Raw genomic sequence first — 23931 nt, 5'->3', positions numbered from 1 at the left:
GGCACGGGAACAGGAGGTGAGGCCGCACGTCCATGTACCGGGCCCTGAACCGGCCGCCGCACCGCACCGGGATGGTGCGGCGGCCGGTCCCGGTCAGCCGGACCGGGACCGCAGATAGGCCGTGTAGTCGACCGCGCCCGCGTGGACGGCGCCGTGCACCGCCCGCGCGATCCGCGCGCCCCAGACGGAGCGGGGACCGGCGAAGGGCTCCTCGTCCCCGGTGTCCGGGGCCGCGACGCAGACGGCGTCCGACGCCGTCCCCGTGCACCGGTACCCGGCCTCCAGCAGCGCCTGCGTCTTCGCCTCCGTCGCGGTGACGACCGCGTTCACCAGCGCCGCGTCGCTCAGCGGCACGGGGACCGCGACGACGATGTTGACCGTCCCCGGCAGCCCCGCCCGGGGGACGGGCGCGTCCAGCCGGATCGGCGCGAGCTCCCGGTCGGCGGCGCCCTCGGGTGCCGCCGCCCATGTCGGGACCCGCAGCCCCACCGTCGCCGACACGTGGACGCCGCCGTCCTCCCGCTGCACGGTCCGGTCGACGGACGCGGCGGTCAGCATCCCCACCCCGCGGCCGGTGAGGCCCTGCGCCGCCGCCAGTTCGGCAAGGTGCGCCACCGGGTCCATCCGCGCGTAGCCGGCCGCGACCTGCGCGTTCAGCACCCAGCGGACCGGCCCGATCCCGCCGCCCGCCATGGCCGACGACACCCCGCGCCAGCCGTCGCCCGCCCGCCACACGGTCGCGGCGAGCCGGGTGCCGTCCTCGTCGCGCCAGGTCCGCTCGATCCTCATGGGCGCTCCAGGGAGAGGACGGGCCGGCCGTCCGGGCCGGGGGACACGTGCACGCGGGCACCGAAGTGCTCCTCGACGGCGGGCCTGGTCAGCACCTGCGAGGGCGTCCCCGCCGCGGCGACCCGTCCCTCCGACAGCAGGACGAGGGTGTCGGCGTACTGCCCCGCCAGCGTCAGGTCGTGGATGGTCGTCACCACCGTCAGGCCGTCCGACAGGCGCAGCCGGTCGACGAGTTCGAGGACCTGCTGCTGGTGGCCGATGTCGAGCGCGGCCGTCGGCTCGTCCAGCAGGAGCACCGGAGTCTGCTGCGCCAGCGCCCGCGCCAGCACCACGCGCTGCCGCTCCCCGCCCGACAGGTGGTCGAGCGGGCGCGCGGCCAGCCCGACCAGGTCGAGCCGTTCCAGGACCTCCGCGGTGATCGCCAGGTCGGCGGCGCTCTCCCGGCCCAGATGCGGGATGTAGGGGGAGCGGCCGAGCAGCGTGTAGTCGAAGACCGTCATCCCCACCGGCAGGCTCGGGATCTGCGGCGCGTACGCGATGAGCCGCGCGCGCTGCCGCGCCTTCAGCGCCGCGATGTCCTCGCCCGCCACCCTGATCGCCCCGGCCGAGGGGACGAGCCCGAGGACGGCCTTCAGCAGCGTCGACTTGCCCGCCCCGTTCGGACCGATGATCGCCGTCCACGACCCGGCGGGCGCGTCGAGCGACACGCCCCGCAGCACCGGGCGCCCGTCCAGCGCGACGTCCAGGCCCTTCACCGCGACGGTCACGTCTCCACCCGCCGCCGGCTCGCGCGCAGCACCGCGACGAAGAACGGGCCGCCGACGAACGCCGTCACGACCCCGAGCGGCAGTTCCGCGGGCGCGACCACCGTCCGCGCCACCAGGTCCGCCACGGCCAGGAACGCCGCGCCGCCGAGCAGCGACAGCGGCAGCACCACCCGGTACGAACCGCCCGCGAGGCGCCGCACCACGTGCGGCACCACGATCCCCACGAAACCGATCAGCCCGCTCACCGCCACCGCGCACGCGGTCGCCAGCGACGCCGCCACCAGCACCATCAGCCGGACGCGCCGCGCCGACAGGCCGAGCGCCGACGCCTCGTCGTCGCCGACGCTCAGCACGTCCAGCAGCCGCCCGTGCGCCAGCAGCACCGCCGTCGACACGGCCGCGTACGGGGCGATCAGCGTGAGCTGCCGCCAGTCCGCCGCGCCGACGCCGCCGAGGATCCACGAGTAGATCCGCTGCAGGTCCTCAGAGCTCAGCTGCTGCACGAACGTCTGCACCGCCGAAAGGAACGACGACACCGCGACACCCGCCAGCACCAGTGTCGCGGCGCCGCCCCCGCGCTCGGCGGTGCTGCCCAGCGCGTAGGCGAGCAGGACCCCGCCGATCGCCCCGACGAACGCGGCGAGCGGCACCACGAACCCGAGCCCGTCCGGCACCAGCACGATCACGAGCGTCGCGCCGACTCCGGCGCCCGCCGCCGCGCCGAGCAGGTACGGGTCCGCGAGGGGGTTGCGGAACACGCCCTGGTAGCCGGCGCCCGCCAGCGCGAGGAGCCCCCCGACCACGGCCGCCATCAGCACCCGCGGCACCCGGAGCTCCCACACGATGCTCTCGCCGACCGGCCCGAGCCCCGAGTCGAGGGACACCAGCGGCACCCGGTCGGCGAGCGCCCGCACGACACCGGACGCCGGCAGGTCCGCCGCGCCGACCAGCAGCGAGCCCAGCAGGGTCCCCGCCAGGACCAGCAGCGCCGCCGCGAGCAGCCCGGGACGCAGCCGGGCCTGGCCGCCGGCCGCCGCGGCGGCGGGATCGGGGCGGACCGGGACCTTCACGGCCGGGCACCCCCGGACGCGGAGGTCACTTGGCCTTCTGCACCGCGTCGCCGATCGCCTTCACGAACTCGGGCAGGCGCGGGCCCCAGCGCGACGCGACATCGTCGTCCAGGGCGACCACGCCGTTCTTCTTCACGGCGGTGAGCCCGTCGAAGCCGGGCCGCTTCGCGACGGTCGCGGCGCTCTGCCCGCAGCACTTGGTGTCCGCCAGGAAGATCAGGTCGGGGTCCTGCCGGACGAGGAATTCGCGGGACAGCTGCGGGTACCCGCCCGCCGCCTTCTCCGCCCCGTCGGCGACGTTGCGCAGCCCGAACAGGCCGTACACCTGGCCGACGAACGTCTTCGACGTCACCGAGTGGAGCTGGTCCGTCAGCTCGTGGTAGTAGTCCAGGCCCTTCCCCTGGGACGCGGCCGCGACCGTCTTCTCGATGCTCGCCTTCATGTCGGCGGTGAGCTTCTTCGCCTCGGCCTCGTGGCCGGTGGCCTGGCCGAGATCGGTGATCTCGTCGTACGCCTCGTCCAGGGTCTGTGCCGCGGGCTCTCGCAGCACCGGGATCTTCACCTTCTCCAGCGCCTTCACGATGCCGTTCATGTCGTCCGACACGACCACCAGGTCGGGCCTGTACCCGATGATCGCCTCCGCGTTCGGCTTGAAGCCCGACAGCTTCGTCCGGGGCGCGTTCGCCGGGTGGTTGGAGTAGTCGTCCACCGCCACCACCTGCGGGCCCGCGCCGATGGCGAACAGGGTCTCGGTGTGGGTGGGAGACAGCGAGACGATCCGCTTCGGCTTCGCCGGGATCGTCACCTTCCCGTTCGCGGCCTCGACCGTGACGGCCTGCGCGCCGGACGTCGCGTCGCTCTTGTCGTCGTCTCCGCCGCATCCGGCCGCGAGCGTCACCATGCCGATGACGAGGGCCGTGCAGAGGGAGCGTACGGGTTTCACTGGCGCCTCCTGGCTGCCGGGAAGCCGCGGCCCGTTGATGACGGATCGCCCTTCCACGAGGTCGAGAATCGTCGGCGCGCCCGGAGGCGACCTGGCTCGGCCACTAACGGAAGGGCATCACAGTTGCGGGACAGCGCCGGAATCACACCGGACTTCGCTCCAAGGCGCGCGTGAACTGCAACGTTAGCAGTAGCGATGTCCGACTTCGGGCGCGGGCCGCCCGGACGGCCGCCCGCCTCGCGGGGCCACCGGAACGCGGTGGCCCCGCCCGGGGTCACTTCACCGTGACGGACTTCAGGAAGGCCCGCGTCCGCTCGCGCTCCTCGCCCGGCATGTACTCGGCCGCCACGAAATCGGTGACGCCCGCCGCCGCGAGGGTCTCCAGCCGCGCCGCCACCGCGTCCTCGTCACCGACGATCGCCAGGTCGGCGGGGCCGGCCACGCCCTCGCGGTCCATCATCGCCCGGTACGACGGCAGCGTCCCGTATACCGCGAACGCCTCGCCCGCCCGCTCCCGAGCGTTCTCGGCGTCGTTCGTGACGCACACGGGGAGGACGCACACGATGCGCGGGTCGGGGCGTCCGGCCGCCTCGGCCGCCGCCGTGATGGTGGGCGCGATGTGGTCCCGGACGGTCGTCGGCCCGGTCATCCACAGGACCGTGCCGTCGGCCCGCTCCGCCGCCAGTTTCAGCATCTTCGGCCCGAGCGCCGCGAGCAGCAGCGGCACCCGGCCCTCGTTCGGAACGCTGAACCCGATCTGCCCCTTCACCGTCTCACCCGTGAACGACACCGGCTCGCCGGCGAGCAGCGGCACGAGCACCTCGAGGTACTCGCGCATGTGCCGCAGCGGCCGCCCGAAGTCGTACCCGTACATGTCCTCGATGACGACCTTGTGGGACAGGCCGATCCCGAGGGTCAGCCGCCCTTCGAGGGCCAGCGCCGTCGTCCGCGCCTGCTGCGCCATGACGGCCGGGTGCCGCGGATACGTCGGGACGACCGCCGTGCCGAGCTCGATGCCCGGCACCCCGGCGCCCGCCACGGCCAGCGCCGTCAGCGCCTCGATCCCGAAGATGTTCGACAGCCACGCCGAGGGGAAGCCGTCGTCCGCCGCCTGCCGCACATCGTCGGCGAGCCTGCTCAGCGCGTCCGCGCCGCCCCGCTCGTTGAGAAGAACACCGATACGCATATGAACCTCCATGGATCCCGGGGGCGATCTTCGCACATCGCCGCTCCACCCGAGAATGCCGTTATGTACCCGGGTGCCCGACCGTCCATCATGGGGGCGTGCCGACTCCCGAACCGCTCACCCTCTACACATCCGACCACGTCAGGATCGATGCCGGGCACCTGCGCGGCGACGGCCGCCTCTGTTTCGTCCTGGCCCACGGGTTCACCTGCTCCTGGCGGCGGCCCAGCCTGCGGAGGATCGCCGACGTCCTCAACCGGCGCGGCGGCGTCATCGGCCTGGACTTCCGCGGGCACGGCAGGTCGGGCGGCCGCTCCACCGTGGGGGACCGCGAGGTCCTGGACATCGAGGCCGCCGTGTCCTCCGCGCGGCGCCGCGGCTACGAGCACGTGGTGGTGACGGGCTTCTCCATGGGCGGCGCCGTGGCCGTGCGGCACGCGGCCCTGCACGGCGGCGTCGACGCGGTGGTGTCGGTCAGCGCCCCCGCCCGCTGGCACTATCGCGGGACCGTGCCGATGCGGCGCGTCCACTGGGTCATCGAGCGCCGGGTGGGCCGACTGGCCGTGCGCCTGGCGCGCGGTACCCGCGTGGCCCCGGACGGATGGGATCCCCGTCCCGAAGCGCCGCACGAGGTGGCGTCGCTGATCGCTCCCGCGCCGCTCCTGGTGGTGCACGGGGACGCCGACGCGTTCTTCCCGCTGGAGCACGGGGAACAGCTGTACCGGGCGGCGCGGGAACCGCGAGAACTGTGGATAGAGCCGGGTTTCGGTCACGCCGAGGCGGCGGCCACGCCTGACCTGATCGAGCGCATCGCGGGCTGGGCATCGGAGGTCGTCCACAGTTCCGCATGACGGTGCCGCCGCCCTGCCGGGGCGCGCACGCTCGGGGGCATGAACGGATCCACCCTGACCTGGAAGCGCACACCGGCCGGCGCGGTCGTCCCCGTCGGCCCCGGCCTGTACTTCGCACCCGTCGACGGGAGCTCCCTGGAGACCCGCGCCGCGGCGCTCAGCCGGCTCCTCCCGCCGGACGTCGTCATCGCCCGGCGCACGGCCGCCTGGATCTGGGGCCTGGACGTCCTCCCGCCCGGCGCGGACGCCGCCGACTGGGAGATCGACCTGGTCACGGCGGCGGGCGAGAACGCCCCCGACCCGCCCAGCGCGGAGTGCGCGGCCCTGCCGTCCGGCCACATCGTGGAGGAGGGCGGGGTCCGCCTGACGTCCCGGCACCGCACCGCCCTCGACTGCGCCCGCTGGCTCCCGCGCACCGAGGCCGTCGCGTCCCTGGACCAGTTCCTCCGCGACGGCATCGCCCTCGAGGACCTCCGCCGCATGGCCCGCGCCCTCCCCGGCTACCGGGGCAGCACCCGCCTGAACGAGATCATGCGCCTGAGCGACCCGGGCGCGGCCTCACCGGGCGAGACGTGGGTGCGCGTGGCGATCATCCGGGCGGGGTTCCCCCGCCCCGCGACCCAGGTCCCGGTGGAGGGCCTCTACGGCGGCGACTTCTACCTCGACCTCGGCTACCCCGAGCACCGCGTCGGTCTCGAATACGACGGCGAACGCCACCACACCGGCCCCCGGGCCCGCGCCCGCGACGGCGCGCGCCGCCGCTGGATCACCCGCGAACTCGGCTGGGACCTGATCTCCGTGACCAAGGACTTCCGCACGACCCCCGCTCCGTACCTGGAGGCCCTGCTGACCGCGCTGCTCCACCGCGGCTGGACACCCGACCCGCCCACTCTGGACAGGATCACCGCGAACCTGACCCTCCTCACCCGCCGTCCTCACGGTCGAGGAGGGCGGCGAGGCGTTTGGGGGCGATGAGGCGGTAGCTGTCCTCGATCAGCTCGGTGAGCTCGTCCCAGTCCTGCTCGACGTCCAGGCGGGCGCCGACCCAGCCCTTGCTCCCCACGTACGGCGGGACGAAGAAGCGTTCCGGATCCTCCGCCACCAGCGCGTCCTGCACTCCGGGACCGCCCTTGAACCACAGTGCCGTACCGTCCTCGCCGGTCATCGCGAACAGCTTGTCGCGAATACGGAAGGACGGCGCGGTGTGGCCGCCGAAAGGCTTCTCCACCGCCTCGGGAAGGGAAAGGCAGATGTCCCGCAGACGGCCGATGACTTCCGTGCTCTCCATGCGCGTCCCCTTCTCGAACCGGTGGCCGGAGGCCGAGCCTAACGACGGGGGCCGACATCTTCGGGGGCCGCCGCCATCCGGCGTCCGCGAAACACGAATCCGGCGGCAGTCCGTGCCGTAGGGTTTGCGTCCATGGAGGGTCCACCTCTGCCACCTCCCGGCCTGGACGTCGACGCGGAGAGCGCCGTCCGGGTGAACGGTCTCTTCGACGCCCTCGTGGCCGACCGGGCCGACCTGCGCACCCTCGTCGCCGAGACCGCCGCCCTCGCCGGATGCGGCGCCGGCGTCACCGACCCCGGTACCGGCGTCCTCGAACGGGCCGGCCCCGGCGGGCCCGGACGCGCCTCGGCGGTCCGCGAGTTCTCCGGAACGGGCCGCGTCCGGGTCGGCCGCCACCACAGCACCGTCGCCGCCCGCCTGTCCCGAGCCGAGACGACCTTGGGTTTCTCCTTCGCCACGCCCGCCGGCCGCCGCCGCCTCGACCTGGCCCTCCTCCTCCGCCACCTCCGAGACACTCCCGACCGCCCCTCGACCGCCTCGTCCGGCCCGCGCGCGAGAGGTGGGTGACACAGGGGTCAGAAGAGGGTCGCGGGTTCTATGGGCAAGGGGGTCGGCAGCGGGGCCAGGGCCGGGATCCGGGCCCTCACCTCGTCGTGGAAGCGGCGGGCCAGCGGGAGGGCCTCGGCGTTGTCCGGGGTGTGGATGAAGACCGTGGGGGAGCGGCCCTCGCGCAGCCATCCGGTGACGACGGCGATCCACTCCCGCCAGCCTTCGACGGTGCGGTCGGTGTCGTCGCGGCCCAGATAGCGGACGATCGGGAACTCGGTGAGGGCACGGGTCCGGCGGGGCAGGCGGGGCTTCTTCGTCCAGGCGTCGCGTTCCGCGTCGGTCGCCGGAGGGAGCCGGAACAGGATCGTGGTGTCGAACGGGACCCACTCGGCGGAGCAGCCGGCCAGGGCGCTCTCGAGCCGGGCGGTCGAGCGGGCGTCCTCGAAGAAGGCGCGGTGGCGGACCTCCACCGCGCGCCGGCGCGTCGCGGGCAGGCGGCGGAGGAAGGACGTCAGCGCGCCGATGTCCTCCGGGCCGAACGACGCGGGGAGCTGTATCCAGAGCGGGTGGCCGCCCAGCGGCTCCATGGCGTGCAGGAACGCGCGCAGTTCGGCCTCGGCTCCGTGCAGGCGGGCCTGGTGGGTGATGGTCTTCGGCAGCTTCACCAGGAAGCGGAAACCGGGCGGTGCCTGGGCGGCCCAGGACTCCACCGTCGTGCGGGCGGGGGTGGCGTAGAAGGTCGTGTTGCCCTCGACCGCGTTGCAGGACCGCGCGTAGGCGTGCAGGCGCTCGGCCGGCGGCAGCGGATGCGGGAGGTGGCGCCCCCGCCACGGCGCATGGGTCCACATCGCACACCCCACGTGAAGACGCATGGACGAACGCTACCGAAACGGGCCGCCTCGACCGCCGGCCGTCAGGACAGCCGGTCCGAGTTCAGATCGGCCTCGGCGCGGACGGCGTCCATGAACGCGTCCCTCTTCCGCCGGCGGAGCGCGTCGTGGTAGTCGTCGTCGCCGATGCCCTCGTCGTCGGCGTCCTCGCTGAAGATCAGCCAGCAGGCGTAGATCCCGCTGAGGAGGTCCTCCAGCAGGTCCTGTGCGGGGCGCGACGGGTCCAGCGGGGTCGTGCGCATCTCGGACAGGAGTCGCTCCCGCAGGTTCGGTTCGCGGTGGCCGAACTTCTCCGCGACCTCCTCGGTGAACGTGAGGCGTTCCAGGAGGGCGTCGACGTCCGGCAGCAGGCCCTCGGAGACCCGCACGGCATCGCTGATCAGGCCGGTGACGGCGCGGTACGGCGACACCTCCTCGGCCATGAGGTCCAGGACGGCCGTGGGCGTCTCGTGCGGCAGGGCCTCGATGTTGTCGGCCTCGCGCACGACGTCCGCCGGATCGAGGCCGGCGGCGCAGGCGGCGACGTCCGCGGCGGCCTGCAGCCAGTGGGCGGCCGCGACGGCGGACGCCGCGGGGTCGAGTTCGGTGAACAGCGCGGTGCCCCCCAGGGGGTCCTCGCGCAGCATCGCGTCGGCGACGGCGATCTGCGCGGGCGACGCCCCGACGCGGGTGAGCGTCACGGCGTGCGCGGCGCGTCCCGCCAGGTCGCCCCGGTCGGCCCGCCCGACGGCGTCGAGCTCCGTGCGGACCTCGGCGACGACCGCCTCGGTGAGCGCCTCGTCCCCGAACCGGTGCAGCGTGCGGCCGACCCGGTGGGCGGTCTCCTCCACCGGGTCGTACGACACCACGAGGGTGCCGTCGGAGGCCGGGAGGTTCGGCGCGAGCAGGACACCCGGGACCTCGGGCAGCCGCGCGCGCGTCCCGTCCGGAGCGAGATCCTCCGCGGCCTCCGGCGGATGCGTGTACGTCGCCCACAGGGCCGCCGACAGATCGGTCAGCTCCCGCGCCAGCCGCCTGGCGTCCTGCCCGGTGACCGCCTCGGGCAGCCCGGCGAGCACGCGGGCGCGATCCCCGGCGCCGGTGCCCCAGGACACGATCAGCGTGCGCCGCTCCTCGTCGACCGCGTACCGCGCCACCTCACACCCCCTCACCTGACGGTAACCCGTGCGGGCGGCCGGGCGGGCCGGTTCTCCGGGCCCGCTCACATGACGTGGTACCCGTTCTGCCGGGCCGCGCGCTCGTTGAACGCGGCGAACTCCTCGACCCAGGACCGGACGGCCGCGGTGCCGGGGCTCTCGTCGTAGAAGCCGAGCAGGTCGTCGATCACGCCCAGCTCGACGGCGCGCCGCAGCCGTCCCGCGATGAACTCCGCCTCACGGGCGGTGATGTGCCAGGCGTCGTTCGACATGAACCTGTCGATCGGCACCGTGTCGGCGCAGGTCTCCAGACCGGGACCGCCCAGCGCCGCCGCGAACCCGTCGCCGGCGGTCGCACCCGCCTCGATCATGATGAGGCGGACGTAGTTCATCTGCTCGCCGTTGAAGGCGCAGTGCACGGCGGTGTCGTCGTGCGGCCTCTCCAGCGTGAAGGCGTATCCCATGCGCCGACCCTAGTGACGTCCCGGGGCGCGCGGGACCGCGTGCCCCGGATTGTCGGTGGCGGGCGGGAGAATCAGAGCATGACGCAAGCCGCTGCCGCCGTGAACATCGCCGACGAGGCCGCCTACGCCGCCGCCGTCCAGACCGCCGTCTCGGCGTCCGCCGCCTACTACGGCGACGGTGACTCCCCGCTCGACGACGACGCGTTCGACCGCCTGGTGCGGGCCATCGCCGCCTACGAGCGGGCCCATCCCGGGCGGACGCTGCCGGAGTCGCCGACCGGCAAGGTGGCGGGCGGCGCGGTGGTCGGCGACGTGCCGCACACCGTCCCCATGCTGAGCCTCGACAACGCCTTCAGCGCGGACGAGCTGGCGTCCTGGGCGGCGGGGCTGGAGCGGCGGCTGGGCCGTCCGGTCGAGCGGTGGAGCGTGGAGCCCAAGCTGGACGGCCTGGCGATCTCGGCCCGCTACCGGGACGGGCGCCTGGTGCAGCTGGTGACGCGCGGCGACGGCGCGGCCGGCGAGGACGTCAGCCACGGCATCGACAGCGTGCTGGGGCTGCCGCGCCGGCTGGAGTCCCCGGTCACCGTCGAGGTGCGGGGCGAGATCCTCATGACGACCGCGCAGTTCGAGGCCGCCACCGCCGCGCGGGTCGAGGCGGGCGGCACGCCGTTCGCGAACCCGCGCAGCGCCGCGGCGGGGTCCCTGCGCGCTCAGGACCGCCCCTACAAGGTCGAAATGACCTTCTTCGGGTACGGGGCGCTGCCGCTGTCCGCCGACGCGGGGTTCGGCGCGGGCACGGACGAGCCGACGGCCGAGCGGCTGCGCACCCTCCCGCACAGCGAGATCATGGACGTGGTGCGCGCATGGGGCGTCCAGACGACCGCCGCCACGCCCGTCGCCGGCACCACCGCCGGCACCGTCGAGGAGGTGCAGCGGCGGGTCGAGGAGATCGCCGCCCTGCGCGGCACCCTGGAGTTCGGCATCGACGGCATCGTGGTCAAGGCCGACGCCGCCCTGGACCAGCAGCAGGCCGGGTTCTCCTCGCGCGCCCCGCGCTGGGCGATCGCCTACAAGCTGCCCGCCGTCGAGAAGATCACCAAGCTGCTCGCGGTGGAGTGGAACGTCGGCCGGACGGGCATCATCGCCCCCCGCGCCGTCCTGGAACCGGTGAAGGTCGACGGCGTCGAGATCACCTACGCGACCCTGCACAACGCGGGAGACATCGAGCGCCGCGGCCTGATGATCGGCGACTCGGTCATGGTGCACCGCGCGGGCGACGTCATCCCGCGGGTCGAGGCGCCGGTCGTCCACCTGCGCACCGGCGCCGAGACGCCGATCGAGATCCCGTCCTCCTGCCCCAACTGCGGCGACACCATCGACGACTCCCAGAAGCGGTGGCGCTGCGTCAAGGGCCGCGCGTGCACGGCGGTCACGTCGATCCGCTACGCGGTGGGACGCGACCAGCTCGACATCGAGGGCCTCGGCGAGAAGATCATCGACCAGCTCGTCTCCGCCGGCCTCATCACCGACTTCGCCGACCTGTTCACCCTGACCCGCGAGCAGATCCTCGGCCTGGAGCGGATGGGGGAGACCAGCACCGACAACCTGCTGGCCGCGATCGAGGCCGCCAAGGGCAAGCCGCTCAACAAGGTGTTCTGCGCGCTCGGCGTCCGCGGCACCGGACGGTCGATGTCGCGGCGCATCGCCCGGCACTTCGCCACCATGGACGAGATCCGCGCCGCCGACGCCGAGGCGTTCCAGGAGGTCGACGGCATCGGTCCCGAGAAGGCGCCCGTCCTGGTCGCCGAACTGGAGGAGCTGGCCCCCCTCATCGGCAAGCTGGTCGCCGCCGGCGTGAACATGACCGAACCGGGCGCGACCACCCCCGCCGAACGCGCCGCCGTCGCCCAGGCCGCCGCCGAGGCGGCGGAGGCGGCCGGGGCCGACCCGGAGGAGGCCGCCGCCGCGGCCACGGCGGGCGACGGTCCGCTGGCGGGCATGTCCGTCGTCGTCACCGGCTCGATGACCGGTCCGCTGGCCGACCTGTCCCGCAACGAGATGAACGAGCTCGTCGAGCGCGCGGGCGGCAAGGCGTCCTCCTCCGTCTCGGCGAAGACGGCGCTGCTGGTCGCGGGCGAGAAGGCCGGCTCCAAGAAGGCGAAGGCCGAGAAGCTCGGCGTCCGCGTCATCACCCCGGAGGAGTTCGCCGACCTGGTGGCCGACCACCTGTGAGCCGCGACGGGGACGGCTCCCGCCGCTCAGCGCGCGCGGCGAGCCGTCCCCGGAGCACGTCGCCCATGACGCCCGGCAGCCGGGCCGTCGCCGTGTCGAACTCCCGCCGGATCCGGGCGTCGAGCGCCGCGCCGGACTCCGGCCCGGCGGCGAACACCAGCGCGTTCGCGAAGTGGTACTCCGCCTCGTCGCTCCACTCCTCCGGCTCGTGCCGGAAGCGGTCCCCCGCATCGAGGAACCGCGCTACCTGATCGTCGCGTCCGGCCCCGGCGACCGGGCGGGCCCACAGCAGGCTGAGCAGGACACTCGCGATCTCCAGCCGGACGGGGGACGGCCCGGCCTCCAGCCACGCGAGCACGTGCCCGGCGGCACGGTGGCCCGGCCGGGCGTTCGCCAGCGCGGCGCCGAACGAGCTCAGCTCCTCCGCGTCGTGGCCGGGATGAGCCCGCGCGAAGCGCTCACCGACCTCCTCGACCAGCAGCGCGACCGCGGGCTCGCCGAGCGTGCCGAGGACGGTGTGATGCTCCGCGAGGTGCAGCAGCGAGAGCGCCCGCCATTCCGGATAGGTCAGCAGCGCGCCGCCCGTGTCGGCCAGCGCCCGGAGCCGGTCCCGCCCCTGCCCGCCGACGGCGTCCCACAGCAGGTCCACGACGGCGGGGGCGTGATCCGTGCCGCACACCGCCGCACGGAACAGGGTCCGCGCCAGATCCCACGCCGCCGCGTCCCCGAGCGCCAGGCCCCGATGTCCCTCGACGAGCCGGACGATCCCGTCGTCGGAGCACCGCGCGGTGCCCCGGCGGAACCACAGGCCGCGCAGCAGCGCGCACGCCGTCTCCGACCGTGCGGGCGAGGGGCCCTCCGCGAACCAGTCAACGACGGCCGCCGAAGCCGCACCGTGCGGCGCCCCCGACAGCATCATCCCGACGGAGATCAGGCGGTCGTCGCCGTAGGCGGGGTCGTCCCGCTCGACGCGCTCGCACAGCGACCGGACGAGGCGCGCGGCGGCCGTGGGCCCGAGGTCGCGCAGCGCCGCCCGGTCACCGGCCGAGTACACCGGCGCGGGACCCGCGGGAGAGCTCATCATCGTCGGGGACTCACCACGATCTTGGAGGTGTCCGTTCCGGTCGTGCCGAGCAGGTCGTGCACCGCCCGCAGCTCCGGTTCTCCCAGGCTCCTGCCATCGAGCCGGGTGTTGGGGAAAGCGTAGGACGAATTGTCGTCCAGCAGCCACCGCCCGGTGGGCCTCCCGTCGGGACCGAGCTCCGCCTTCAGCTCGCCGCCCATCCGGGCGGGCGGGCGCAAGGGACCGCCCGTGGGCGCACCGTCCGCACCGGCCGCGAGGTCACCGTGCTTGAGGGCGTTGCCGTTCCGCTTCGGAAAGAGCGAGCCGTACTCCGGACTGGTTTCCGGCGCGACGCGGAAATTCCCCTGCGGATCGACGAGCCACAGATAGGTCTTCGACGGATCGAGCGTGCCGAGATCGAGCGGAGAACCCGGTTTGATGACGCGGACCGTCGGTGGCGATGTGTAGGGGAGTTCGTGCCCGCGCCCCGGGACGAACACCCCCGACGGTTCGCCGATACGGCCGAGGATCGCCTTGATCTGCGCGGGGGTGGCGCCGGTCGGCGACGGTCTCGGCTCCGGTTTGTCACCGCCTTCGCCGTCCGGTTTCTTCCGGCCGCCGAGGTATTTCAGTTTGGTGAGGCCCTTGCCGCCGAAGATGGTGCCGAGTGCCGAGGGGATGGCGCGGAAGACGGACCGGACCTTGTGCCCGTTGTTCCAGTCGTCGCGGACGGGTTTCGTGGCCTCGTCCCAGATCGTGCTCGCGGTGGTGACCGGATTGGTGGTGAAGAGCGCCCCGATACTGCCCCAGTTGCTCTTGAAGCCGTCATGGCTGCAGATGTGCAGGAGACAGCCCGCGAACGTCACCCCGTCCCAGATGTCCTTGCCCGCGTCCACCGTGCCGAGCCGCAGGCCGTCCACCCCGGCGCAGAGCCAGTCGAGCCACTCGTAGCAGTTGCCGTTGTCGGGCTTCCCCTGCGTGACCCCGGTGGCGGTGTCCTTGAGCTTGGGCGGGGGCGTGCTCCCGGTGCCGGGCGGCGCCGTGGTGGGGCCGGGCGACGGCCGGCCGGCCACCGGGCCGGGTCCCGGTGCCGTCCCGTTGCCGTCCTCCTGGCATTTCTTTCCGCTCGTCACCTCGCATATCGCGGATTCGACGCCCTTGACGACCCTGTCCGAGACACCCGTGACGACGACGGAGCCGGCGATGACGGCGAGCAGCAGAATGACGGCCAGATAACTCACCGGGCCTTCACCGCGATCGGGCCGTTGCGGGGGCCGTCCGCGGCCGGACATGCGGATCACCTGGCGGTCACCTCCGCAGCGGACCGTATGGGTGCGGAAATGGGCAGAACCAGGGCCCCTGGGCCTAATCGGGGAACGCTTTTCTGCCTCCTCCTCTGGTCGCCCGGATTCGAGGCGGTGGACGTCCGGTGTTCGGGCCCGGTTCTTCTCCGGGCCGGGCCGGGGCATTAGGATTCGACGCCGACGATGTCGTGGTCGGGAAGGCGAGGGGCGCTGTGCCCGCATATCGTGTGATGCCGAGTTCGGTGCGGGCCGTCCGGGTGCTGCTCTTCGTCGCCGCCGGGCTCACGGTGATGGCGGCTCTCGACGCGGGGTTCGCGGTCGGCGGCGCCCGCGGGTTCGGGGTGGCGCTGGCGGTCACGGTGCCCGCCGCGGCCGGAGTCCTCGCGGGGCTGGCGATCGCGCGCCGGCCGTCCCGGTGGCTGTGGGGGGCGATCCTGGCTCTGGAGATCCTCTACGTGTTCTGGCAGCTCGGCCGTGTCGCGAACGACGACCCCGCCGGGGTGCTGGGGCTCATCGTCCCGTTGGTCATCCTCGTGCTTGCATGCCGGGCGCCCGCCCGCCGCTATTTCCGCTCCGCCGAATAGCGAGGGCACTGGGCCAGGCCCTTCTGCGCAGCTCCACCATGACCACCCGTGGGGGCGTACACAAAAGCCCTGCTGACCTGGATGAACTCCATGGTCGACAGGGCTTGTCGTGCTGTCGGGACGGCGGGATTTGAACCCACGACCCCTTGACCCCCAGTCAAGTGCGCTGCCAAACTGCGCTACGTCCCGGTGCCCGCCGCAGCAGGCGTGATTACTGTAGCGCAGTCCCGAGGGTCGTGCGTACCGGGAAACGGGGTGGCGGGCGGCGCGCGGCGGGGTGCCGGGTCGGGGTCCGGCCAAGCGGCGGGCGCGCGGTGGGCAACGGGCCGGGGCTTAGCGAAAAGTCCGGCAAAGGTCTGGACTGCAGATGAAGGGGATGGGATTCGCCCTTCGCTGGCGTATGTACCTTTCTTCTCTCGGGTGCGGGCGTCGCCGGAGGGGAGGGCCGCGTGGCGGATGCGGAGGACGGGGTGCCGTCCGGTGTGCACGCGGCCATGCCGCGGCTGAAGGACGTGCGGGGCGCCGCGCATGACCGGGCCGTCCTGTCCGAGGCGCGGGTGGTGCTGGCGCGGCGGCTCGGGGTGCCGCCGGGGGAGGCGCTGCAGCATCTGATCTGGCTGGCGCGGGACCTGGAGATGGAGCTCGCCGAGGTGGCGGCGCTCGTGGTGACGGACATCGGGGCCGGGCAGGGCGGGGGCGTCGTCGCGGAGCGGCGGCCGCCTCGGGTGGCGGGGCGGCGGCGGGCCGTCGTGTCGGAGGCGGAGGACGTGCTGCGCCGGGTGCTCGCGGAGAGCACCGCGGGGGACGCCGAGATGCTCGCGGGGCTGCCCGACGATCCGCAGGCGCGTGCCGTCCTGGACGGGTCGCTCGACTCGGCGGTGCATCTGGTGCCGGTCCGGGGGGCCGACGGGCGGGTCGTGGACTTCCTGCAGGCGGCGTTCAACGAGGTGGCGCACGACCTGTTCGGGCGGGGCGGGGATGAGCTGACGGGGCGGCGGCTGCTGCGGACGGATCCGGGGGCGGCGCTCACCGGGCTGTTCGACGAGTACGTCGCGGTGCTGGAGAGCGGACGGCCGCTGGGGCGGGACATCATGTACTCGACGGCGCAGGGCGGGCTGTCGCGGTCGTCCCGGACGAGCGTGCGGTGCGTGCGGGTGCCGACGGGGGTGTGCCTGACGTGGCGCTACCACCGGGAGGAGGACCGGCGGGCGCGGCGGCTGGAGATGGCGGAGCGGCTCGCGTCGATGGGGTTCGGGGAGTGGGACCTCGGGACGGACGAGGCGGACTGGACGCCGCAGATGCTCGCGAACTACGGACTGGACCCGGACGGGGCGCCGCCGATGCCGCACGACCTGCCGAAGGTCGTGCTGGAGGAGGACGTCCCGGTGGTGGAGGAGGCGGTCCAGACCCTCTTCTCGCGGCGGGAGCCGGTGGAGGCCGAGCACCGCGTGGTGGGGCCGGATGGGCGGCTCCGGAACCTGTGGGTGTTCGCGGAGCCGGTCCTGGACGACGCGGGGCTGCCGGTCTCGATCAACATCGTGTCGCAGGACATCACGCGGCGGCGGGGCATCGAGCGGGCGCTGGCGGAGACGCGCAGGCAGGTGCTGCGGCAGCGGGCGCGGACGGCGGAGGAGCGGCGGGTCGCGGTGACGCTGCGGCGGGCGATCCTGCCGGACGTGGACCAGCTGGAGGATCTGCCGGGGCTGCGGATCGCGATCCGCAGCCTGGCGGCGGAGAGCGTCGCGCGGATCGGCGGGGACTGGTTCGCGACGGGGGTCCTGGACGACGGGCGCGCGCTCGTCGCGATCGGGGACGCGGCTGGGCACGGGCTGCCGGCGGCGGCCGCGATGGCGCGGACCCGCAACGGCCTGCTCGGGCTCGCCCGGACGGGGGAGCGGCCCGGCCGGCTGGTCGGGTGGCTGAACGACCTGGTCGGGAACATGGATCCGCCGGCGACGGGCACGGCGGTCGTCGCGCAGTTCGAGCCGGGACGGCGGGTGATCGAGTGGACGTGCGCCGGGCATCCGCCGCCGATCCTCCTGCGGGACGGCGACGTCACGCCGCTGCCGTACACGCCGGACCCGATGCTGGGTGCGGTGGCCGGGTGGGACTACGCGACGGTGACGACGCCGCTGCGGCCCCGTGACTTGATCTTCCTGTACACGGACGGGCTGGTGGAGCGCAGGGACGCCGATCTGGAGGAGCAGATCGGGCGGCTGACCGGCATCCTGCGGGAATGCTCGTCCGGTCCGGGGCTCCTGCTGGACGAGGTGCTGGCCCGGATGGAGCACGACCGGGCCGCCGACGACACCACGCTGTTCGCCGTCCGCGTCGAATAGTCGCCCGGTCGCGGGTGTTCGCCCAGGTAGAGCCGGTCCTTCACGCCTGCCGCACTATGTCCGGCATGCGGCATCTGTCGCTTTCAGTGGTCTGAGTGTGAATATTGGGTAATCCGATCCATTGACGACCTTTGATTGCACTTGGACCTCTACGGGGCCTCCCTGGAAAGGAATCCCTGGCAGTTCCCGAAGGGGAGTGGGAAGGGGGGCCCATGCGCACGCGTCCGGATGTCAGCGTGGTGGTGATCGCCTACAACGACGCGCGGCGGCTGCCGCGCGCGGTGGGCTCCGTGCTCGCCCAGTCCCTCCACTCGGTGGAGGCGGTGATCGTCGACGACGCCAGCACCGACGGCACGGGCCGTGTCGCCGAGCGGCTCGCCGCCGCGTACCCCGGCCGGGTGCGGGCGATGCGGCTGGCGGAGAACTCGGGCGGCTGCGGCCGCCCCCGCAACGTCGGCGTGGAGCGCTCGGACGGCCGGTACGTGATGTTCCTCGACAGCGACGACCTGCTGGACCGGCACGCCTGCCTGAACCTCGTCGCGGCCGCCGAGGAGACCGGCGCCGACCTGGTGTCGGGCCTGTGCACCCGGGTGATCCTGGACCGCCCGCACGGCACGACGGGCCGGGAGCGCCCCTGGTACCCGTGGCTGTACGAGCGCAGTGCCGTGTACGGCTCGCTGACGGAGAAGACCGACCTGCTGTACGACACGCTCTCGACGAACAAGGCGTACCGGCGCGGCTTCCTGGAGGACAAGGGGCTCGCGTTCACCGAGGACCTCCACTACGAGGACCTCCTGTTCACCGCCGAGGCGTATCTCCGGTCCGGCCGGACGGCCGTGATCCCGCACCGCGTCTACGACTGGCTCGTCGAGCGGGAGGCGGGGACGCCGTCGATCTCGAACCGGCGGGCCGAGCTCGCGAACTTCGCCGACCGGCTGGAGATCCACCGGCGCATCGACGCGCTGTTCGCCCGGCACGGCGCGGACGAGCCGCAGCGGGCGAAGGACGCCAAGTTCATCAACCATGACCTGCTGCTCTACCTGCGGGAGCTCCGGGGACGCGACCCGCTGTACCGGGCGCGGTTCCTGGACCTCGCTGCCGCCTACCTGTCCGAACTGGACCCGGAGGTGTTCGAGCGGGCGAACCGCCTCGCCGGGATCGCGGCGTTCCAGATCCGGGCGGGCGACCACGCGGGCGCCCTGGCGGCCGCCGAGTGCGGGATCGGCCGCCGCCCCGAGCTGCGCACCCCCCTGACCGAGCGCGACGGGCGGGTCTTCTGGGCGACGGCGGACGGACGCCCGCAGGACGAGGCCGCCCGCCGCGTCCTCGACGTCACCGACTTCGGCTTCCACCAGCGGCCGCTCCGCGAGATCAGCCCCGGCAACACCGTGACGCGGCTGGACGTGCGGCGCGGCCGGGTCCAGATGGCGGGGCGCGTCCTCAACCCGCTGGACCGGGTGGCGCCGGACGCCGACCTCGGCGCGACCCTGGAGTTCTACGACCGCCGGCGGCCCGCCCGTATCGGCAGGATCCCGGCCGCCATCGAGCACGACGGCGACCATCTGACGTGGCGGGCCGACTTCGACCCGCGGCGGCGCGTCCGGCCGTGGGGGTTCATCGACCCCGTCTGGGACGTGCGGCTCCGCGTCGACGTCGACGGCGACGAGATGATCACGCGGCCCGGGGAGGGGCCGGGCGCGCCGCCGCTGGCCGGGGTCGCGGTGCCGGTCCGGCCCCGGATGACCCGGCTCGCCGCCGACCGGATGCGCTCCTACGTCACCGACCGGGGGCACCTCGCGTTCGGCCTTGAGGGCCACAGGCCGTGGACGCGGCTCGCCCGCGCCGCCGTGTACCGGGCCGCCTACAGTCCGGCGGGGCGGCGGGCGTGGCGGCGGATCCGCGCGGTCCGGCACAGGGCGCGCGAGCTGTTCACGTCCCGCGAGACGAAGCAGGCCGTGTTCAACCGGGTGCTGACCCGGCTGCCCGTCCGGCGGGACCTCGTGGTGTTCGAGAGCCATCTCGGCGCGCAGTACTCCGACAGCCCGAAGTACCTGTACCGGGAGCTGCGCAGGTCCGGGCGGCCGGTGCGGGCGGTGTGGTCGTACGCGTCGTCGCCGCGCGGCTTCCCTGGCGACGCGAAGCTCGTCCGCCGGGGGTCGTGGCCGTACTACCTGGCGCTCGCGCGCGCCGCGTTCTGGGTCGACAACCAGGGGTTCCCCGACGGGCTCCGCAAGCGGGACGAGACCACCTACATCCAGACCTGGCACGGGTCCGCGTACAAGCGGATGGGCCGCGACCAGCCGGCGATGAAGGCGGGCCCGAGGTCGGAGCGCGCCCGGCTGGAGCGGATGGTCGGCCGCTGGGACTGCTTCCTCGTCCGGTCCGGTCACGACGTCCGGACGCTCGCGTCGGCGCTCGGGGTGCGCGGCGAGCTGGTGCCCGCCGGGTACCCGCGCAACGACCCGCTCGTCAACGGCGTGGACGGCGATCCGGAGCTGGCGGACGAGGTCGCCGCGCTGCGCCGCTCGCTGGGCCTGGTGGACGACGGGCGCCGCGTGGTGCTGTACGCGCCGACGTTCCGGAAGGGGCCGGACGGCCGTCCGATCCGCCGCGTCGACCCGCCCCTCGATCCCGAGCGGCTCGCCCGCGAGCTGGGCGGCGAGCTGATCCTGCTCGTCCGGCCGCACTACCTGACCCGTATGACGCCCGTGCCGCCGTCGGCGGGCGCGGTCATGCGGGACGTCGGGGACGTGCCGGACGTGACGCCGCTGCTGCTGCTGGCCGACGCGCTCGTCACCGACCATTCGTCCGTCATGTTCGACTACGCGCTGCTGGACCGTCCGATCGTCCTGCACGTCCCGGACGAGGACGTCCTCGGCTCCGGATACTTCGACCTGCCGCTGCACGCGCCCGGCCCGATCACCCGCACGGAGGACGAGCTGATCGCGGCGCTCGGCCGGCTGGACGAGCTCGGCGCCGCGTACGCCGGGCGCCGCCGCGCCTTCGCGGCCCGGTTCGGCGAGCACGACCGCGGGACGGCGGCGCGGACGGTCGTCGACCGCTACTTCGGGGGGAGCGAACGTGCCCGCACAGCCTGATCCCGGCCGGCCCGGTGCGCCGCGCGCCATCGTCATCGTCGCCAACAACGTCGACGGCATGGGCGGCGTCCAGCGGTGGGCGCACCGGCTGGCCCGCATGTTCGCGGGACGCGGCGACCGCGTCACGCTCGTCGGCGTGACCACCGTGGACGACCCGCACCACCATGACCGCGACGGCTCGTACCGGGTGCGGACGCTGCACGACCCGTGGCGCCCGCCCGCGCTCGCCCACCGGCCCGGCACGCTGCGGGGGCGGATGGACGTCGCGGCCCGCGCCCGGGACGCCTGGCGTGACCGGGTCCAGCGGCAGGGCGCGGAGCGGCTGTCGCGGCTGCTGGACGCGTCCGGGCCCGGCACGGTCGTCATCGCGGCGCAGGTGTGGGCGATGGAGTGGGTGCGGCGCGCCGACACGTCCGGGATGCGCGTCATCGGCATGAGCCACGAGTCGTACGCGGCGACGCGCGCGTCGTCGCGGTACCGGCGGGTGAAGGAGCTCTACGCCGGCGTCGACCGGATGGTGGTGCTCACCGAGGAGGACGCCGACGCCTGGGCGCGCGACGGCATGACCGGCGTGGACCACATCCCGAATCCGCTGCACATCGCGCCGGCCGGGGAACCGGGGGCGGGCGGGCCGGTCGTCGCGTGCGTCGGCCGCCTGTCCTACGAGAAGGGCGTCGACCTGATGCTGGAGGCGTGGGAGCGGGTCGCGCCGCGCCGGCCGGACTGGCGGCTGCGCCTGTACGGGGCGGGACCGGAGGAGGAGGCGCTGCGCGAGCTGGCGGCGGCCGGCGGGTCGGTCGAGTTCCGCGGCGTCATCGACGATGTGGGCGCGGCGCTGGCGGAGGCGTCGGTGTTCGCGCTGCCGTCGCGGGCCGAGGGCCTGCCCATGTCGGTGCTGGAGGCCATGGCGTACGGGCGGCCGACGGTGGCGTTCGACTGCGCGCCGGGCGTGCGGGCGCTGATCGGGGACCCGGCGGGCGGCGGGCTGCTGGTCCCGCCGGGCGACACGGTCGCGTTCGCGCGGGAGCTGGCGCGCCTCATGGACGACGCGGAGCTGCGCCGGGAACTGGGCGCGAAGGCCCGGGTGTCCGCCGGCCGGTTCGCGCCGGACGCCGTGCTGGCGCGCTGGGACCGCCTCTTCGACCTCCTGCACAGGGACCGCCCGTCCGCGTTCGGCGGGTCGCGCGCCCCGGAGCGGCCGGTGGCCGGACGCGCCGTGACGCGGACCCCGGGACGCCCGGCGGCGGAGCCAGCACCTGGCGGGTGATTCTTTCTAACAACCGTTTGGTAGAGTTCGTGGCGTGAACCAGAACGAGTCCCCGGCGGACCGCGCCTTCCGCGCCGAGGTCCGCGACTGGCTCGCGGCCAACCTGACCGGCGAGTTCGCGCACGTCCGCGGCAAGGGCGGCCCCGGCCGCGAGCACGAGGCGTTCGAGGAGCGGCTGGCCTGGGAGCGGCACATGGCCGCCGCGGGCTGGACCTGCGTCGGCTGGCCGGTCGAGCACGGCGGCCGCGGCGCGAGCCTGGAGCAGCAGGTCATCTTCAACGAGGAGTACGCCCTCGCCGACGCGCCGGCCCGCGTCAACCACATCGGCGAGAACCTCCTCGGCCCGACGATCATCGCGTTCGGCACCGACGAGCAGAAGGCCCGCTTCCTGCCGCCGATCGTGGCGGTCGAGGAGATGTGGTGCCAGGGCTACTCCGAGCCCAACGCCGGGTCCGACCTCGCCAACGTGCAGACCCGCGCCGAGCTCCGCGACGGCCACTGGGTCGTCGACGGGCAGAAGGTGTGGACGTCCAACGCCGTCGAGTCCGACTGGTGCTTCGTCGTCTGCCGCACCGAGCCCGGCTCGTCCCGGCACCACGGCCTGTCGTACCTGCTCGTGCCGATGCGCCAGGAGGGCGTGGACATCCGGCCCATCGTGCAGATGACGGGCACGTCCGAGTTCAACGAGGTCTTCTTCGACGGCGCCCGCGCCGACGCGTCCCACATCGTGGGCGCGCCAGGCGAGGGCTGGAAGATCGCGATGGCCACGCTCGGCTTCGAGCGCGGTGTCGCGACCCTCGGCCAGCAGGTCGGGTTCCGCCGGGAGCTGGACGCGGTCATCGGGCTCGCGCGCCGCACCGGTGCCATCGACGACCCGCTCATGCGCGACCGCCTCACCCGCTCCTACCTGGGGCTCGAGGTGATGCGGCTGAACGCGGTCCGGACGATGGCGGGGGTCACCTCCGGGGCGCCCGGTCCCGAGTCGTCCATCTCCAAGCTCGTCTGGGGCACCTGGCACCGCGATCTCGGCGAGCTGGCCATGGACGTCCTCGGCGCCGCCGGACTGATCGCGGACGGTGAGCCCTACGACCTGAGCGAGTGGCAGCGGCTGTTCCTGTTCACGCGCTCCGACACCATCTACGCCGGCTCCAACGAGATCCAGCGGAACATCATCGCCGAGCGCGTGCTCGGCCTGCCTCGCGAGCGGCGAGGGAACGAGTGAGGGACGAACGAGGACCGAGCGCGACCGTCGGCCCAGAGCGGCGAGGGAACGAGTGAGGACGGGCGAATGACCGAGCGCGATCATGAACACGGCGGTTCGAGGACGGCTCCGCCACCGTACGTGCCCGGTCACGGGCTGCTGAGGGATCGCGCGGTCGTCATCACCGCCGCCGCGGGGGCCGGGATCGGCGGCGCGACCGCCCGGCGCTGCCTGGAGGAGGGCGCGCGGGTCCTCGTGTCCGACGCGCACGAGCGGCGGCTCGCCGCGTCCGCCGCGGAGCTGGAGAAGGAGTTCGGCGCCGACCGTGTCGCCGCGCTGGCCTGCGACGTCACCGACGAGGAGCAGGTGGCGGCGCTGTACCGGCTCGGCGTCGAGCGGTTCGGACGCGTCGACGTCGCCGTGAACAACGCGGGCCTCGGCGGCACCGACGACCTCGTCGACATGCCGGACGAGACGTGGGACCGCGTCCTCGACATCACCCTCAACGGCACCATGCGGTGCACCCGCGCCGCGCTGCGGCTGATGCGCGACCAGGGCTTCGGCGTCATCGTCAACAACGCGTCCGTCATCGGCTGGCGCGCGCAGAAGGGGCAGTCGCACTACGCCGCCGCGAAGGCCGGCGTCATGGCGCTCACGCGGTGCGCCGCGCTGGAGGCCGCCGAGTTCGGCGTCCGGATCAACGCGGTGTCGCCGTCCCTCGCCATGCACCCGCACCTGGTCAAGGTGACCTCGGCGGAGCTGCTGGACGAGCTGACCCGCCGCGAGGCGTTCGGGCGGTACGCGGAGCCGTGGGAGGTGGCCAACGTTATCGTCTTCCTGGCCAGCGACTACTCCTCGTACATGACGGGCGAGGTCGTCTCCGTCTCGTCCCAGCACGCTTAGGAATCCC

At 73.8% G+C, this 23931-nt stretch carries 21 protein-coding genes, 1 tRNA gene and 1 riboswitch; of the genes, 10 read left to right on the top strand and 12 right to left on the bottom strand.

Annotation, left to right across the window (positions count from 1 at the left end):
• Nucleotides 1-93: 93 nt before the first annotated feature.
• The 5 genes from IE99_RS0118100 to IE99_RS0118080 form a co-directional block, all read right to left on the bottom strand.
• Complete coding sequence (locus IE99_RS0118100) at nucleotides 94-789, bottom strand: adenosylcobinamide amidohydrolase (RefSeq protein WP_030171790.1); 696 nt, start codon at nucleotides 787-789, stop codon at nucleotides 94-96.
• A complete protein-coding gene (locus tag IE99_RS0118095; protein ID WP_030171787.1) occupies nucleotides 786-1556 on the bottom strand; it encodes an ABC transporter ATP-binding protein in 771 nt (256 codons plus the stop codon). Before IE99_RS0118095 ends, IE99_RS0118100 begins: the two co-directional genes overlap by 4 nt.
• Entirely contained in the window at nucleotides 1553-2569 is a 1017-nt protein-coding gene (locus tag IE99_RS0118090; protein WP_030171782.1) for a FecCD family ABC transporter permease, read from the bottom strand. Before IE99_RS0118090 ends, IE99_RS0118095 begins: the two co-directional genes overlap by 4 nt.
• A gap of 82 nt (nucleotides 2570-2651) precedes the next feature.
• On the bottom strand, nucleotides 2652-3569 hold the full coding sequence (locus IE99_RS0118085; RefSeq protein ID WP_030171780.1) for an ABC transporter substrate-binding protein: 918 nt from the start codon (nucleotides 3567-3569) through the stop codon (nucleotides 2652-2654).
• Between the two features lie 90 nt (nucleotides 3570-3659).
• Nucleotides 3660-3721: riboswitch (cobalamin riboswitch) on the bottom strand.
• Between the two features lie 122 nt (nucleotides 3722-3843).
• Complete coding sequence (locus tag IE99_RS0118080) at nucleotides 3844-4755, bottom strand: LLM class F420-dependent oxidoreductase (RefSeq protein ID WP_030171778.1); 912 nt, start codon at nucleotides 4753-4755, stop codon at nucleotides 3844-3846.
• 98 nt (nucleotides 4756-4853) lie between these two features.
• Here IE99_RS0118080 and IE99_RS0118075 point away from each other — a divergent pair, with 98 nt between their 5' ends.
• Both IE99_RS0118075 and IE99_RS30435 read left to right on the top strand, forming a co-directional pair.
• Complete coding sequence (locus IE99_RS0118075; protein ID WP_030171775.1) at nucleotides 4854-5606, top strand: alpha/beta hydrolase; 753 nt, start codon at nucleotides 4854-4856, stop codon at nucleotides 5604-5606.
• 39 nt (nucleotides 5607-5645) lie between these two features.
• Nucleotides 5646-6581, top strand: coding sequence for a hypothetical protein (locus IE99_RS30435; RefSeq protein ID WP_051712680.1), 936 nt, complete (start codon nucleotides 5646-5648; stop codon nucleotides 6579-6581).
• On the opposite strand, the gene IE99_RS0118065 is transcribed toward IE99_RS30435, so the two are convergent.
• Entirely contained in the window at nucleotides 6529-6894 is a 366-nt protein-coding gene (locus IE99_RS0118065; protein ID WP_030171769.1) for an MmcQ/YjbR family DNA-binding protein, read from the bottom strand. The two genes, IE99_RS30435 and IE99_RS0118065, sit on opposite strands and share 53 nt — an antisense overlap.
• Nucleotides 6895-7026: 132 nt before the next feature.
• Between IE99_RS0118065 and IE99_RS0118060 the strand changes: the two genes are divergently transcribed.
• Nucleotides 7027-7461 (top strand): hypothetical protein, encoded by a 435-nt coding sequence (locus IE99_RS0118060; RefSeq protein WP_030171766.1) that lies wholly within the window; start codon nucleotides 7027-7029, stop codon nucleotides 7459-7461.
• Between the two features lie 8 nt (nucleotides 7462-7469).
• Here IE99_RS0118060 and IE99_RS0118055 read toward each other — a convergent pair whose 3' ends face one another.
• From IE99_RS0118055 to IE99_RS0118045, 3 genes are all read right to left on the bottom strand, one after another.
• The gene (locus IE99_RS0118055) at nucleotides 7470-8315 is read right to left on the bottom strand and encodes a DUF72 domain-containing protein (RefSeq protein ID WP_084219591.1); all 846 of its coding nucleotides are present in this window, start codon (nucleotides 8313-8315) and stop codon (nucleotides 7470-7472) included.
• Nucleotides 8316-8356: 41 nt separating this feature from the next.
• A complete protein-coding gene (locus tag IE99_RS0118050; RefSeq protein WP_030171761.1) occupies nucleotides 8357-9469 on the bottom strand; it encodes a hypothetical protein in 1113 nt (370 codons plus the stop codon).
• Between the two features lie 65 nt (nucleotides 9470-9534).
• Nucleotides 9535-9933 (bottom strand): hypothetical protein, encoded by a 399-nt coding sequence (locus IE99_RS0118045; RefSeq protein ID WP_030171759.1) that lies wholly within the window; start codon nucleotides 9931-9933, stop codon nucleotides 9535-9537.
• 78 nt (nucleotides 9934-10011) lie between these two features.
• Here IE99_RS0118045 and ligA point away from each other — a divergent pair, with 78 nt between their 5' ends.
• A complete protein-coding gene (ligA, locus tag IE99_RS0118040; protein ID WP_030171758.1) occupies nucleotides 10012-12165 on the top strand; it encodes an NAD-dependent DNA ligase LigA in 2154 nt (717 codons plus the stop codon).
• Here ligA and IE99_RS0118035 read toward each other — a convergent pair.
• Together IE99_RS0118035 and IE99_RS0118030 are read right to left on the bottom strand one after the other, a co-directional pair.
• Complete coding sequence (locus tag IE99_RS0118035) at nucleotides 12122-13249, bottom strand: hypothetical protein (RefSeq protein ID WP_157610366.1); 1128 nt, start codon at nucleotides 13247-13249, stop codon at nucleotides 12122-12124. The genes ligA and IE99_RS0118035 overlap by 44 nt on opposite strands.
• Complete coding sequence (locus IE99_RS0118030; protein ID WP_157610365.1) at nucleotides 13246-14697, bottom strand: hypothetical protein; 1452 nt, start codon at nucleotides 14695-14697, stop codon at nucleotides 13246-13248. The genes IE99_RS0118035 and IE99_RS0118030 overlap by 4 nt, the downstream gene beginning before the upstream one ends.
• Before the next feature lie 65 nt (nucleotides 14698-14762).
• Between IE99_RS0118030 and IE99_RS0118025 the strand changes: the two genes are divergently transcribed.
• Nucleotides 14763-15116 carry a hypothetical protein gene (locus tag IE99_RS0118025; RefSeq protein ID WP_030171751.1) on the top strand — a complete coding sequence of 118 codons (354 nt, stop codon included), beginning with the start codon at nucleotides 14763-14765 and terminating at the stop codon, nucleotides 15114-15116.
• A gap of 115 nt (nucleotides 15117-15231) precedes the next feature.
• On the opposite strand, the gene IE99_RS0118020 is transcribed toward IE99_RS0118025, so the two are convergent.
• Nucleotides 15232-15305, bottom strand: a tRNA-Pro gene (locus IE99_RS0118020).
• 260 nt (nucleotides 15306-15565) lie between these two features.
• Here IE99_RS0118020 and IE99_RS0118015 point away from each other — a divergent pair.
• The 5 genes from IE99_RS0118015 to IE99_RS0117995 all read left to right on the top strand — a co-directional run bounded on the left by IE99_RS0118015 (nucleotide 15566) and on the right by IE99_RS0117995 (nucleotide 23924).
• Nucleotides 15566-17455 (top strand): SpoIIE family protein phosphatase, encoded by a 1890-nt coding sequence (locus IE99_RS0118015; RefSeq protein ID WP_245623251.1) that lies wholly within the window; start codon nucleotides 15566-15568, stop codon nucleotides 17453-17455.
• Between the two features lie 212 nt (nucleotides 17456-17667).
• Nucleotides 17668-20553 carry a bifunctional glycosyltransferase/CDP-glycerol:glycerophosphate glycerophosphotransferase gene (locus IE99_RS0118010; protein WP_030171745.1) on the top strand — a complete coding sequence of 962 codons (2886 nt, stop codon included), beginning with the start codon at nucleotides 17668-17670 and terminating at the stop codon, nucleotides 20551-20553.
• Nucleotides 20537-21820 (top strand): glycosyltransferase, encoded by a 1284-nt coding sequence (locus IE99_RS0118005; protein ID WP_245623250.1) that lies wholly within the window; start codon nucleotides 20537-20539, stop codon nucleotides 21818-21820. Before IE99_RS0118010 ends, IE99_RS0118005 begins: the two co-directional genes overlap by 17 nt.
• Before the next feature lie 34 nt (nucleotides 21821-21854).
• The gene (locus tag IE99_RS0118000; protein ID WP_030171740.1) at nucleotides 21855-23042 is read left to right on the top strand and encodes an acyl-CoA dehydrogenase family protein; all 1188 of its coding nucleotides are present in this window, start codon (nucleotides 21855-21857) and stop codon (nucleotides 23040-23042) included.
• 66 nt (nucleotides 23043-23108) lie between these two features.
• Entirely contained in the window at nucleotides 23109-23924 is an 816-nt protein-coding gene (locus tag IE99_RS0117995) for an SDR family oxidoreductase (RefSeq protein WP_051712678.1), read from the top strand.
• The last annotated feature ends 7 nt before the right edge of the window (nucleotides 23925-23931 follow it).

The sequence above is a fragment of the Spirillospora albida genome, from assembly GCF_000718255.1.
In the GTDB taxonomy this organism is placed as follows: domain Bacteria; phylum Actinomycetota; class Actinomycetes; order Streptosporangiales; family Streptosporangiaceae; genus Spirillospora; species Spirillospora albida.
Note: the sequence above shows the minus strand (reverse complement) of the source record. Positions and strands in the feature narration are given on the sequence as shown.